Source organism: Paenarthrobacter sp. R1 (assembly GCF_030264015.1).
GTDB lineage: Bacteria > Actinomycetota > Actinomycetes > Actinomycetales > Micrococcaceae > Arthrobacter > Arthrobacter ureafaciens.
In genome coordinates, this window is record NZ_CP127115.1 from 77,323 (window position 1) to 90,353 (window position 13,031).

The following is a 13,031-nucleotide window of genomic DNA, read 5'->3' on the forward strand; positions in this document are numbered from 1 at the left end:
TTGTAGTAAAACCATGGTTCAAGGCTAGACTTCGACCATGCCGGACCGACGCACCGAAATAGCCGACGCCGCCGTGGCAATCGTCGCGGCCAAGGGCCTCAAAGGCCTCACCCACAGGGCGGTTGACGCCCAAGCGGGCCTCGCCGTCGGAACCACGTCCAACTATTTCCGCAGCCGCGCCGCTTTGGTGGCTGCCGCCGTCGATCATGTGGAAGCGCGCGACGCCCGGCTCCTGCGGGGTCAAGGAATGGAAGGGCTCCCGACGACGGTGCCGGAGTTGGCAGACCAACTCGCCGGCGCGGTCCTTGCGCTTGCCGGTGAACACGCCGAGTTGACCCGGGCAAGGTTCGCTTTTGCCCTGGACCGTCCCGAGGTGGTCTCCGCCGGTCACGAACGCATGGTTTCCGGCCTGGAGCACCTGCTCCAGGCGATGGGACTGCACGATGCCAGATCCCGGGCGGAAGCTGTTGCCGATTACAGTGACGGCTTGGCATTGCATCTGCTGACTGCCCGGCACGGACAGGAAATGGAGCATTCAACCGTGGCGGACAACGTCCGGCGCCTTCTGGAAGGATGACCTGCAAGGGGTGGACGCAAGCCGGTCCGCAGAGCAACATGGTGGCATGAGCACCCAAGACGCACTCCTGAAGCAGGTCAGCATCACCGCCACGGACCAAAACCTGGTGGCGCGTTTCGAACTGGACGGCAACGTCCCTGATTCCGGCGCCTACGTCGTGGGACTGGTAGCCGCCAACGAAGACTACTCCAATCAGCGAAGACTGGGCATCGAATTCATGAATGGTGAGGCGATCTCGTTCTTCTCTTTCAACCACGCCCTGAGCGCGGAGGAAAACTACGACATCAAAGGCGTGGAACATTCGGGAAACGTGATTACCGGAAGCTTTCCGGCCTCCGCCATCCAAGGCCTTCCCAAAGGGCATGTAATGACTGCCTTCAGTGAAGCCGACGGGCGTGACTTCCAGTCCGGCGTACCCGTCAAGGAAGAGTTCCACGAATCCTGAGGGCGCAGTACTCAGAAGAGGGCAGTACTTAGAAAAGAGCCTGGACCGGTTCGATAAGTTCCGGTGAGTTGTTACGGACATTTCCGACGGCGGCGCCCACCGCATCCAGCGTCCAGTCCGCTGCGGCATCATGGGCGCGGGAGCGGACCATCCGGACGAGTTCTTCGGCGTCTTTTTCCTTGGGATCCAACCAGGCTTCCATTGTGTCTTTGCTCATGGGCAACGGGACCCGGTCATGAAGTGCCGTCAATTCATCGAAAACGGAAGCACTGCGCCGCGTTCGCGCTGATTCCGCCGTCGGGGTGTCTGCGGTGATGATCGACATCGACAGCAGCCACCGTGCGGGATCGTCTTCGGGCAGCGACTGATCCCGCCACCACTCATACAGGCCGGCGAAGACCACGCCCCCACCGTTTCCGGGGTGGACATAGTAGGGCTGCTTGTTCTTGGCCTCGCCCTTTTTCCATTCGTAGTAGCCATCGGCAGGCACCGCACAACGCCTGGCAACCGCAGCCTTGCGGAATGACGGTTTCTCAAGGAGCGTCTCGCTGCGGGCGTTGATCAGGCGGGCGCCGCCCTTGGCATCCTTCGCCCACGACGGTACCAAGCCCCACTTCGCCACATGCAGCTGACGCTTGACGGACTCTTCCACCACGCGTTCCAGAACAATCGGGACCGTGTCCGTCGGAGCAACATTCCATGACTTTTCGAGGGCGACTTCCTTCTCCAGTTCGGCGTCGAACTCGGCCAGAAGGTCACCCACGGCACGGGCCATGACATAGCGTCCACACATGCCACTCAGTCTGCCTTGTCCACGCCCCGCACACCAGCACCGCGGCCGGAGCTGCCCCGTCCGTAACCGGCGTTCGCACGGAGCAGGGAATTATTCGCCGTCACGTTACCGTTGATACCAACGAACCAGCCAGCGTGAAAACGAACAATACTTAGGAGAGCTCTGTGGATTTCACCCCCGACTCCGGCACCATCACCATGTTCTCGACCACTTGGTGTGGATACTGCAACCGCCTGAAGAAGCAGCTTGACGCAAAGGGCATCGGCTACACCGAGATCAACATCGAGGAAGTCGAAGGCACCGCCGAACTCGTCGAGCAGCTCAACGGAGGCAACCGCACTGTCCCCACCGTTCTCTTCCCTGACGGCACTGCCGCCACCAACCCTTCAGCTGCCGAAGTCGAAAACCGCCTCGCGGCCTAAAGCCCGCCAGTCGTTGGCCGCGTAGGACCACGCAACAGGCCCGCCACGGAACAATCCCTTCCCTGTCTGCCACGTGTGATAGACAGAATGGGAATCCGTAGCGGGCCTTGCTGCATTAACGTGCCGCATGGGACAGGCCCGCGCTCCGCCAGTCCGAAGGGAATGTTCATGGTCCACGCAGTCAAAGGCGTCGTCGTACGCTCAAAAGGGGCGCCCGCAACCCTCGAAACCGTCCTGGTCCCCGAACCCGGGCCCGGAGAAGCCCTGGTGGACATCCTGACCAGCGGCGTCTGCCACACAGACCTGCACTACAAGCTCGGCGGCATCAGCGATGATTTCCCGTTCCTGCTCGGCCACGAAGCAACCGGCGTAGTCAGCGCCGTCGGCCCCGACGTCACCGACGTCGCACCCGGTGACCGCGTCGTCCTGAACTGGCGGGCCGTCTGCGGCAACTGCCGGGCCTGCAAGCGCGGCGAGCCCCAGTACTGCTTCAACACGCACAATGCCACCCGGAAGATGACCCTCGAGGACGGCACGGAACTCTCTCCCGCCCTGGGCATCGGCGCCTTCATCGAAAAGACCCTCGTGGCCGCGGGCCAGTGCACCAAAGTAGACCCCGACGCCGATCCCGCCGCCGTCGGACTGCTCGGCTGCGGCGTCATGGCCGGCTTGGGCGCGGCACTGAACACCGGCGGCGTGAAGCGCGGCGACTCGGTGGCCGTCATCGGTTGCGGTGGTGTTGGTGTTGCCGCCATCGCCGGAGCCGCGCTGGCCGGGGCCACAACAATCATCGCCGTGGACATCGACCCCAAGAAGCTCGAACGCGCCAAGGACCTCGGCGCAACCCACACCGTGGACTCATCGGCAGGGGACCCCGTGGAAGAAATCCGGGCCCTGACCGGCGGCTTCGGCGCGGATGTCGTCATCGACGCCGTCGGACGCCCCGAAACCTACAAGCAGGCCTTCTACGCCCGCGACCTCGCCGGAACAGTCGTCCTGGTAGGCGTTCCCACCCCGGAGATGAAGCTCGAACTCCCATTGCTGGATGTCTTCGGCAGGGGCGGATCCCTCAAGTCCTCCTGGTACGGGGACTGCCTGCCCTCCCGCGACTTCCCCATGCTGGTGGACCTCTACAAGCAAGGCAAGCTCGACCTCGACGCCTTCGTCACCGAACGCATCACCATCAACCAGGTGGAAGAGGCGTTCGACAAGATGCACGAGGGCGCCGTCCTGCGATCGGTGGTGGAACTGTGACGTCCGGAAGCAACGTCAGGATCGACCGCGTCGTCACCTCAGGTACTTTCTCCCTGGACGGGGGAACCTGGGAGGTGGATAACAACGTCTGGATCATTGGCAACGACACCGAGTGCCTCGTCATCGATCCGGCCCACAACCCCGCCGAAATCGCAGAGGCCGTCAATGGCCGGAAGGTCACCGCGATCCTCCTGACCCACGGCCACGACGACCACATCCGCTACGCCGGAGAATTCCGCGATCTGGTCAAGGCACCTGTCCACCTGCACCGGGACGACTGGATGCTGTGGCACGCGGTTTTCCCCGACCAGGACCCTGACAAGGCGATCGAGGACGGTGAGGAGTTCACTGTTGCCGGTGCCACCCTGAAGGCGCTCCACACTCCGGGCCATTCCCCCGGATCGGTGTCGTTCCTCCTCCCGGGCCACGGAAAACCGGCCGAACCAGGAGCGAGCGTCAACACCGTTTTCAGCGGAGACACCCTCTTCCAAGGTGGTCCCGGCGCTACCGGACGGTCCTACAGCGACTTCCCCACCATCATTGAATCCATCCGGACACGGCTCCTCTCCCTTCCTGAGGACACCGTGGTTCTGACCGGCCACGGCGAGTCCACCAGCATCGGCGCCGAAAACCCGCACCTGGACGAATGGATCGCACGGGGTCACTAGCCCCCATCACGGCCGGAGGCCGGCTGCCGCTCCAAACACCGGGGCGGCAGCCGGCTCCAGCCGGATAATCACCGACTTGGAAGCCGGGGTGTTGCTGCCCTCGGCCGTCGACTCCAAGGGCACAAGCACGTTGGCCTCGGGGTAGTAGGCCGTCGCGCAACCCCTGGCACTGGGGTACGCCACCAAACGCAACCCGCGCAGCACACGGTCAACGCCGTCGTCGGCTTCGCTGTGAACGTCAACGTACGCGCCATCCGCGAAACCCAACTCCGCCAAATCACCGGGATTGACCATCAACACCATGCGCCCCTTCTTGATGCCCCGGTACCGGTCATTCATGGTGTAGGTGGTGGTGTTGAACTGGTCATGGGCACGGACCGTTTGCAGCATCAGCCGCCCCTGGGGCACCGTGATGGTTTCCAAGGCGTTCACCGTGAACATCGCCTTGCCTGTGGCGGTGGGAAAGGTCCGGCTGTCCCGCGGCCCATGCGGAAGGACAAACCCGTCCACCGCGCGGATCCTCGTGTTGAAGTTTTCGAAGCCGGGCACAACGTGGGAAATGTGTTCCCTGACGGAGTCGTAGTCCCGCCGCATGCCGGCCCAATCCACCGGCACTTTGTCGCCCAAAACCGCCTCGGCCATCCTGGTGACGATCGCAACTTCGGACAGGACCTGTTCCCCGATCGGCGCCAGCCGGCCCGCGGAACGATGGACTGCGCACACCGTGTCCTCGACCGTGACGAACTGCTCCACTCCGCCCTGTACATCGATCTCCGTACGCCCCAAGGCCGGGAGAATCAGGGCCCGCTCCCCCGTCACCGCGTGGGAACGGTTCAGCTTGGTGGAGATCTGCACTGACAGCCGCGTCTTCCGCACAGCGTCCTCGGCAACCTCAGTGTCCGAGATCGCATGGACCAGGTTCCCGCCCAAAGCCACCAGCACCCTGATGCTGCCATCCCGCATTCCTTTGATGCTGTCCACCGAATCCACCCCGGGTTTCCGTGGCGGTTCGAATCCGAATTCCTCCCCCAGCGCGTCCAGGAACCAGGCAGGCATTTTCTCCCAAATGCCCATGGTCCTGTCACCCTGGACGTTGCTGTGACCGCGGATGGGTGAAGGACCGGCTCCGGGCTTACCGATGTTTCCGCGGAGCAGCAGGAGGTTGATGATTTCCTTAATGGTCGCAACGGCCTTCTTGTGCTGCGTCAATCCCATGGCCCACGTGATGATCACCCGCTCAGCCCGGATGTATCTCTGTGCCAACTCGTCAATCTCTGCGCTCGTCAGCCCTGTGGCAACAAGGACGTCCTCTTCCCGCAATGCAGCCAACTGGGCGGCGAAACCCACAAAACCGCTGCAGTGACGGTCAATGAAAGCGCGGTCGAGCACCGTTCCGGGTGCCGCTCGTTCAGCATCCAGGACGCGCTTGGAAACGGCCTGCAACAACGCCATGTCACCGGCAAGCCGTATTTGCAGGAACTGGTCGGCCAAATCCGTCCCCCTGCCCATGAGCCCCCGGGGCTTCTGCGGGTTCCGGAAGTTGATCAAACCTGCTTCGGGCAAAGGATTGACCGCAACAATCGAGGCACCCGCATGCTTTGCCTCCTCCAGCGCGGTCAACATGCGCGGATGGCATGTCCCCGGATTCTGGCCCATGATGATGATCAGGTCCGATTTCGCGAAGTCCGTGTAGGTGATGGCTGACTTTCCCACGCCGATGGTCTCCCCCATGGCCACGCCGGTGGATTCGTGGCACATATTGGAACAGTCCGGAAGGTTATTCGTCCCAAAAGCGCGGACAAAGAGCTGGTACAAGAACGCAGCTTCGTTGCTGGTCCTGCCACTCGTATAAAAGGTGGCTTGGTCCGGATGATCCAGGCCGTTGAGCTCCTGGGCTATGACGTTGAAAGCTTCGTCCCAGGAGACCGGAACATAATGGTCCGAGCCGGCCGCCTTGAAAACCGGCTCCACCAGCCGGCCCTGCTGGCCCAGCCAATACTCAGACCGTGACTCCAAGGAAGCCAAGGAATTCTCTGCCCAGAACGAAGAAGGAATCCTCAGGGGTTCGGCCTCCCAGCCGATGGCTTTGGCTCCGTTTTCGCAAAACTCGGCGGCTTTCCGTTCGGGCGGATCGGGCCAGGCGCAGCTCATGCAATCGAAGCCGTCCTTCTGGTTCACCGCGGTCAAGGTCTTCCAGGCCCGGGCAGGTCCCATCCCGGCCAGAGCATGGGGCAACGTTTCGCTGAGGCTGGGCAATCCTGCCGCCGAGCGTTTGGGCCGGCCGACCGTCAGTTCAGCGTCGGTGTCCTGAAGTGGGTGCTTCTTCCGTGCCATCGTTCCACCGGAGTTTCAGTCTTGGCGATGTTACGTTTTCAATCTATGCCTGTGCCGTCGTTCAGGCGAGCAGTGTGCGGAAGTCGCCGTCGACGATGTGCCCGTAACTTTGGTAAGCCTCGACCACCGCGTCTTCAACTGTCTTTACGTCAAGACCGGGCAGGAGATCGTTCGCAGCTCCCGCCGTCGCCGGGTCCCACTCAAGGCCCAAGGCCGCATAGCTGGCCGTAAGGACCTCACGGATGGGCGCGGAATCCTCCACAACGATCACGGAACTGAACAACCATCCGCCTGAGACCACGCGCTGTGCCGTGCCGATGAGCTTGATGCGGTGCTCCGGCGAATCCGGTGATTGTCCATGGACGCTGAACTCACCGGGACAGTACTCGCCCGCGATTTCGCCGACGGCGGCATGGACGCCAACACTGCGCAACGCGCCGGCCAACAGCTCACCGAACTGCGAGAACCGCGCCTTCGCGTGAACGATCGCGTCCGGGTGCGGCTCAATATGGTCAATGACGAGCGTGCCTTGATGATAGGCGGCCGCCCGCCCGCCGGCCTTCCGGACCAGAGGCTCGAAGCCCAACCGCCGGCAGGCATCTGCTGCCGCTTCGAATCCCGGGAGGTTCGCATCCCGCTGGCCGAACGCCACCGTGGGAAGTGGCCGGTAGAGCCTCAGCGACGGCCCCAGGCGGCCGCTCCGCGCGCGCTGCAGGAGTTCAAGCGCGAAGTCGAGGTCCTCGGCCGCACCCAGCGATTCCGGCTGCCGGTAGACAGTAAGACGAGGAAGCTGCGGCGTTAAGGGGTCCTGCTCAGTCATCAGCTCTTCCTCAGCGTCAGGATCTGCTCTGCCCTGCCAAACGGGCCCGAGTGGTCGTGCAGCACCGAGGAAGTCAGGCCGATTCCGTCAGAACCGAAGGACACCCTGTTATCCAAGCCAAGCCATTCACCGGCCGGTTCCCGGTACATATGGATCTGAAGGTCCACGTTGGGGAAAATGTAGCTGTCCTTGCCCGGAGGCACGCGTGCGGCGATGCCGTTGGCTGTGTCCACCAGGCCCATCAGGCGGGCAACGTCGGAGCTGTCCTCCCTGTCCGTCAGCGGATGGGCTGTCCGGATCCAGACCCTGCCCGAACCCGGCCGGTGTCCTTCAGCAATGCGCATTTCCAGGGAGCTGATGTACCCGCCGGGCCAGACGCTGGCTCCATCCCAGGGCTTGCATTCATCCGGCGCAGGCATCGGTTCGTCTTCGACGGCGGCTATGGCGCTGGTGTCGCTGGTGATGATCCGCCATGCTGTGGCCCTGATAGCCACCCGGCCGGCAGCCGTGAGCTCTGCCTGGACCAACTCGATGGTCCGCCCCGGGCGCAGGGTTGAGGTAGTGACTTCGAAAGTACCTCCCGGGATCAGGCCCAGGATTTCGTAGCTGATGCGGGCCATTCGGACGTCGTCGCGCGGTTCGTGCCTCAGGAGGGCATCGGCCATGATGCCGGACGCGGGTGCCATGTGCTGTTCGTGGGGGTTCCAGGCGCCCTGCGCGTGGATCGTTGAACGGTACAGGCCGTTGCCCAGCGATTCGTAGTAGAAATTCCCCTGCGCCAGTTCCGGTAATGCAGTAGACAAGCCGAGCCTTTCGCCAATATCGCATGTGAACTCAGACCACTGTATCCGCTGATTGGCCCTGTATCTGCCGCTTGGAGTCCGCACTCGGGTCATAACCGCGGTGCGGGAGTTCGGGGCTCCTAGGATGAAGGCATGGACCTTCGTGATGCCGCCCAGGAGCTGTACGCCGTGTTGCCCCGCGACTTCACCGCCCGCCGAACGGAGCTGGTCCGCGAAGCCCAGGACGCGGGCGACAAGGAGCTTGCCAAGGACATCGGAAAGCTGGGCAAACCGGCCGCCGGCGCGTGGGCGATCAACGCCCTGGCCGTTCACAAGCCCGAGGTGATTGACGGCGTCGTACGCTTTGGCGCTTCCCTGCGGACCGCGCAGGAGGACGGCGACGCGGACGCTTTCCGGCAACTGGGCCTGCAGCGTCAGGGCGAGCTGACGGGCGCCGTGCGCGATGCCAAGGACCTGGCAGCGGAACTGGGTTTCCCGCTGAGTGCGGCGGCAGCGGCCGACGTCGAACGGACGTTCCGGGCGGCGATGGCCGACGCCGGTGCTGCCGCCGCCGTGGCCACAGGGCGGCTGGTCCGGGGGCTAAGCGGCAGTGGATTCGAGGAAGTTGACCTTGACGGTGCCGTGGCAGGCGGGGAATTCAAACCCGAGCCGACGTCCCCACCCAAGCCTCAGTCCCAACCAGAGGGCCAGTCCCAACCCGAGAGCCAGTCCAAACCCGGGACCCAGCGCGAGCCCAAAACGAAAGAGAAGAAACCCGGGGACGAAGCCACCTCCTTGGCTGAGCGTCGTGCTGCCAAGAAGAAGGCCGCCCTCGAGGAAGCCCAGGCGGAATTCGACGCCGCAGAGTCCGAAGCCAAGGAAGCTGACGAGGCGGCGACACAAGCGTGGAACGCGGTCAAGGAGATCGAGCGCAGGCGCAAGGCCTTGCAAGCGGACATCGAGGAGTGCAAGAAGCGCCTTGCTTCCCTGGAGGCCGAACTCATTGGGATCACGAGGGACGCCGAAGCGGCCGAGTCCGACAAGAAGCGCGCGGTACGGGCCGCTACCCAACAGCGACGCGCCGCGGACCAGGCCCGGCGGCGCGTCGAACGGTTGGGTTAGCTCTGCTCCTTGCCCACTGTTTTCTGCAGGTTGTGGGTGGCCGGACCTTCAAGGTAGGTCCCGTCCGGCGTGAACCTTGAGCCGTGCAGGGGGCAGTCCCAGGACTTTTCGGCGTCGTTCCACGTCAGCAGGCCGCCCAAGTGGGCGCAACTGGCAGAAACCCTGCACACCTTGCCGTCTACTGTGGAGACCGCTGCAGGCTCACCTTTGTACAGGCCGACGACGCCGCTCCCCTCCGGCGGCCGGGTTTCGTCCGTGATCTCCGGGTTGCTCCGCACCTTTGCCTTGTCCTCCACCATGCGTTTGGCTATCCCGGCATTGAGCCGGACCGCCTGGGCCGCACCCTGCGGGGACGTCACGCGGTGGTGGATGACAGTGGCCCAATCCGACTGGCCGCCCAGGATGTCCTGGGTGATGGACAACGCTGCGGCCACCCCGTTGCTCATGCCCCACTTGTTGTAGCCCGTGCCGAAGAAGATCCGGCCATGGCCCCTGGGCAGCTTGCCGAAGAAGGGCATCAGGTTGGTGGCCTGGTAGTCCTGCGCAGACCAGGTGTGTGTTACCTCGGCTCCCGGGTAGTTTTCCCTGGCCCAGCCCAGCAACGCATCCAGGTGTGCTTGGGGAGACTTCGCCCGGCCTGCCGGATGTCCGTACCCGCCAACCAGCAGCAACTCATCGCCCTCGGGTGTTGGGTAGGTTCGCTGGGAGCGGGTGGGCGGATCCATGGAGAGGTACATCCCGGTGGGAATCGTCGCGTCTCCCGGCAAGCGCAGGGCCGCCGCGTAGGAGCGGTTGGGCTCAAGTTTGGCGAAGTACAGGCCGCGGTCCAGGACCGGAGTTCCCGTGGCCACCACCACCGTGTCCGCTGTGAAAGTGCCTTTGCGGGTGGTCACGTCCATGGGCTGGCCGGAACCAACGTTCTGGACCTGGACACCTTCGACAATCAGGCCCCCGTGCTCGCGGATGTCCTTGGCCAGCGCCTCGAGGACGTCCATGGGATTGATCTGGGCCTGGTCTTCGAGTTCCAGTGCCTCCACCACGGGGAACGGCAGGCCGGCATCCTTGCTGAAGTGGACATCCAAACCCGCATCCCGCGAAACCGCAGCCTCCTTCCGGAGCCGCTGGCCGCCGTCGTCACTGGTTGCGAAAGTCACCGCCGTCCGGGTCTGGAAGGGGATGCTCTGCTGCTCCATGTACTGTGTCAGCCATGCCTGGCCGGTCCGGTTTGCTTCGACGTAGGCCTGGACCACCTTCAGTGAGTACTGGTTTCTCAGGGCAGACAGGGCACCGCCTTGGAGGAGGCTCAGCTTTCCGGTCGTATTGCCGGTGGTGACGGCACCCAACGTCCGGGCTTCGAAGACCACCACCTTCTGCCCGGCCCTAGAGAGCAAGAGCGCGGCCACCAGACCGGTCAGGCCCGCTCCCGCCACTATCGTGTCGAAGTGCTTGTCCTCGGGAAGATCATCAGAACGGAATGCGGAAACACGGTCCAACCAGAGTGACTTCATCGAACAACCTGCCCCTTCAATTCACAAAAAAATTGCCTTTGGCATGCGTTGTTGGAAACGCTAGGCGTGTCCTCATCGCTTATCAAGGGGGCGGGTCGCTTATCGGGAAGTGCGGCAGTCCGCCACCACGGCGGCCGCCCTCCTCAGTGCCGGGTCCGGATCGGCAGCCCATCGCGCGAGGACCCGCTCGGCACGGAGGCGGTTCTGTCCATCAAGGCGCTGAACCAGGGGCCACACGACGTGATGGGCCAACGGATCCGTCAATTCCTGGCTGCCGGCGTTCCGGAAGAAGCCTTCCAGGCGGGTCAGGTCCGTGTTGTCCAGCAGCGGCGCCTTCGACTGCAGCAGAACCACCGCCGCAAGCCTCCGCTCAAAGACGGGCTCAGCCCAGAGTTCCGAGCTCAGCGCCGTGATCTGGTCGTGGTCCAGGCTTTTGTAGCGTTTGAGTGCGTCCCGCACGGTTCCGCGGACAGCACCCACGGAGGCACCGTAGACGTTTAGGCCCGGACCTACCCGCTCACGGATCGCGAAGGCCTTTTCCCACGAGGACTCGCGCTGCAGGGTGTAGTCGATAAATTCACCGGCATCACTCACACGCCTATTCTGTCAGTGCCTCCGCCTAGCGTGGTTCCACCAGCCACCGACAGGAGAATCATGCCCTCGCAGGAGCTTGCCGAAACCGAAGCATCCTTCCCGGGAGTACCCCCGGCCTCATCCATGCCCAGCTGGTACCCGGCTCTGCTGCAGACCGTTGCCAAGGAGGTGCACGTTGGGCGGACGCGCGCGGCAGCGGCGGCTAACAGTGAACTACTGCGCTCCTACTGGAGTATCGGGCGGCACCTTGCCGAGCGGGAAACGGAGCAAGGTTGGGGCGCCAAGGTCGTTACGAGGTTGTCGGCGGATATCCGCACTCGCTTTCCCGAGGCCAAAGGCTTCTCCCCCAGGAACCTCCGATACATGAAGAGCTTCGCCCAGGCCTGGCCGGACTTCCCGATGTTGCAAGCGCCGCTTGCAACATTGCCCTGGTACCACCAGATCGCCCTGCTGGAAAAGCTCGACGACGGCGCCACGCGGCTTTGGTACGCGGCGGCAGCTGCCCAACACGGTTGGTCGCGCAACGTCCTGGTCCACCAGATCCAAACGCGCTTGCACGAGCGGTCGGGCCAAGCCATCACCAACTTCGCTGCCACCATGGTTCCTGCTGATTCGGACCTCGCACAGCAGGCTACAAAGGATCCGTACGTCTTTGACTTCCTGGCCATGACGGACAGGCATTCGGAGCGGGAGCTGGAGCTGCAATTGGTGAAGCACGTTGAGAAGTTCCTGCTGGAGCTCGGGCAGGGTTTCGCGTTTGTGGGCGAACAGGTCAGGTTGGAGATCAACGGGGATGAGTTCTTTGCCGACTTGCTTTTCTACCATCTCAAGCTGCGTTGCTACATGGTCATTGAGCTCAAAGCCGTGAAGTTTGAGCCTGGTTTCCTTGGGCAATTGGGCATGTATATGGCTGCCGTTGATGACCTGATGGCACACCCGGACGACAAACCCACCATTGGCCTGTTGTTGTGCAAGGAAAAGAACAGCGTGGTGGCCGAGTACGCGTTACGGGGATTCAACACCCCCATTGGCATTGCTGAATGGCGCACCTCGCTGGCCGATTCCTTGCCGGATGAGATCGTCTCCAGCCTGCCGAGCATCGAAACCTTGGAGGCTGAGTTGGCCGGCGAGGCCGAGCGGCTGGGTGGCTAGGGGCGGCGGCCAGGCTCAGACGTTCAGCCGCCCGGAGGCCGGCTGACCTGGCTGAAGTCCGGTGGTGCGACCAGCCACAGGGTTCCCTTGGCACAGTCCTTCTGGGTCCAGTTGTCACGAGGTGAATCCACGAGGCCGCCACCGAGCTCAAACTCGGATCCGGACCGGACCACAGGATGCTTGTCCGCGTCGACGACTTCGAAGGCCTTGCCGTCTCCCTTAGCGGAATAGCCTTGGGGCCATACAAGCGTGTAGACCTCGGACCCATCGCCGGGATGTGCGTAGACGCAGTCATTCGCATCCACGCTCAATGTGCCCGTGAAGGCCGCGTCCATGGCGCTGTCCTGGGGTGCATCTACCGTCACCAAACGCAGCTTGGGCTGCAATGAAGCTGATACCAGAGAGGGCTCCGCGGCCGGGGCCGAACAGGCACCCAGCCCAGTTCCGATTGATACCGCAAATCCCACAATGAGCGGCCCCGCCCAACGCGCTGTCATGGTGGGACTCTACCCGCCCCTCCGCCTCTCAGCCATCAATCCAAAAATGTCAGTGCCTCGTGT

General features: G+C 63.4%; 14 protein-coding genes. 7 read left to right on the top strand and 7 right to left on the bottom strand.

From position 1 onward, the window contains the following. Window positions 1–37 precede the first annotated feature (37 nt). Both QN084_RS00340 and QN084_RS00345 read left to right on the top strand, forming a co-directional pair. Window positions 38–577: a TetR/AcrR family transcriptional regulator gene (locus QN084_RS00340; RefSeq protein ID WP_069694573.1), complete on the top strand. Its 540-nt coding sequence runs from the start codon at window positions 38–40 to the stop codon at window positions 575–577. Window positions 578–623: 46 nt separating this feature from the next. Beyond that, on the top strand, window positions 624–1,022 hold the full coding sequence (locus QN084_RS00345) for a hypothetical protein (protein WP_062099212.1): 399 nt from the start codon (window positions 624–626) through the stop codon (window positions 1,020–1,022). A 28-nt stretch (window positions 1,023–1,050) separates the two neighbouring features. Here the strand turns inward: QN084_RS00345 and QN084_RS00350 are convergent, their stop codons facing one another. Beyond that, on the bottom strand, window positions 1,051–1,797 hold the full coding sequence (locus QN084_RS00350) for an SOS response-associated peptidase (protein ID WP_062096947.1): 747 nt from the start codon (window positions 1,795–1,797) through the stop codon (window positions 1,051–1,053). 182 nt (window positions 1,798–1,979) lie between these two features. Here QN084_RS00350 and QN084_RS00355 point away from each other — a divergent pair, with 182 nt between their 5' ends. The 3 genes from QN084_RS00355 to QN084_RS00365 all read left to right on the top strand — a co-directional run bounded on the left by QN084_RS00355 (window position 1,980) and on the right by QN084_RS00365 (window position 4,159). Continuing rightward, window positions 1,980–2,237, top strand: a complete 258-nt coding sequence (locus QN084_RS00355) for a mycoredoxin (protein ID WP_021470646.1) — start codon at window positions 1,980–1,982, stop codon at window positions 2,235–2,237. Window positions 2,238–2,405: 168 nt separating this feature from the next. Beyond that, the gene (locus tag QN084_RS00360; RefSeq protein WP_031215982.1) at window positions 2,406–3,491 is read left to right on the top strand and encodes an S-(hydroxymethyl)mycothiol dehydrogenase; all 1,086 of its coding nucleotides are present in this window, start codon (window positions 2,406–2,408) and stop codon (window positions 3,489–3,491) included. Next, window positions 3,488–4,159: an MBL fold metallo-hydrolase gene (locus tag QN084_RS00365; protein ID WP_069694574.1), complete on the top strand. Its 672-nt coding sequence runs from the start codon at window positions 3,488–3,490 to the stop codon at window positions 4,157–4,159. Before QN084_RS00360 ends, QN084_RS00365 begins: the two co-directional genes overlap by 4 nt. A gap of 6 nt (window positions 4,160–4,165) precedes the next feature. On the opposite strand, the gene QN084_RS00370 is transcribed toward QN084_RS00365, so the two are convergent. The 3 genes from QN084_RS00370 to QN084_RS00380 form a co-directional block, all read right to left on the bottom strand. Further along, window positions 4,166–6,493: an FdhF/YdeP family oxidoreductase gene (locus QN084_RS00370; RefSeq protein ID WP_069694575.1), complete on the bottom strand. Its 2,328-nt coding sequence runs from the start codon at window positions 6,491–6,493 to the stop codon at window positions 4,166–4,168. A gap of 61 nt (window positions 6,494–6,554) precedes the next feature. Then, on the bottom strand, window positions 6,555–7,313 hold the full coding sequence (locus QN084_RS00375; RefSeq protein WP_069694576.1) for a lipoate--protein ligase family protein: 759 nt from the start codon (window positions 7,311–7,313) through the stop codon (window positions 6,555–6,557). After that, window positions 7,313–8,116, bottom strand: a complete 804-nt coding sequence (locus QN084_RS00380) for a thioesterase family protein (RefSeq protein WP_069694577.1) — start codon at window positions 8,114–8,116, stop codon at window positions 7,313–7,315. Before QN084_RS00380 ends, QN084_RS00375 begins: the two co-directional genes overlap by 1 nt. A gap of 132 nt (window positions 8,117–8,248) precedes the next feature. Here QN084_RS00380 and QN084_RS00385 point away from each other — a divergent pair, with 132 nt between their 5' ends. Next, window positions 8,249–9,217: a hypothetical protein gene (locus QN084_RS00385; protein ID WP_069694578.1), complete on the top strand. Its 969-nt coding sequence runs from the start codon at window positions 8,249–8,251 to the stop codon at window positions 9,215–9,217. Here QN084_RS00385 and QN084_RS00390 read toward each other — a convergent pair. Next, window positions 9,214–10,725, bottom strand: coding sequence for an FAD-dependent oxidoreductase (locus QN084_RS00390; protein WP_069694579.1), 1,512 nt, complete (start codon window positions 10,723–10,725; stop codon window positions 9,214–9,216). The genes QN084_RS00385 and QN084_RS00390 overlap by 4 nt on opposite strands. 99 nt (window positions 10,726–10,824) lie before the next feature. After that, window positions 10,825–11,319, bottom strand: coding sequence for a DNA alkylation repair protein (locus tag QN084_RS00395; protein ID WP_069694580.1), 495 nt, complete (start codon window positions 11,317–11,319; stop codon window positions 10,825–10,827). Window positions 11,320–11,379: 60 nt separating this feature from the next. Between QN084_RS00395 and QN084_RS00400 the strand changes: the two genes are divergently transcribed. After that, a complete protein-coding gene (locus tag QN084_RS00400; RefSeq protein ID WP_021470655.1) occupies window positions 11,380–12,471 on the top strand; it encodes a PDDEXK nuclease domain-containing protein in 1,092 nt (363 codons plus the stop codon). A 23-nt stretch (window positions 12,472–12,494) separates the two neighbouring features. On the opposite strand, the gene QN084_RS00405 is transcribed toward QN084_RS00400, so the two are convergent. Continuing rightward, window positions 12,495–12,968: a hypothetical protein gene (locus QN084_RS00405; protein WP_139126724.1), complete on the bottom strand. Its 474-nt coding sequence runs from the start codon at window positions 12,966–12,968 to the stop codon at window positions 12,495–12,497. Between the last annotated feature and the right edge of the window lie 63 nt (window positions 12,969–13,031).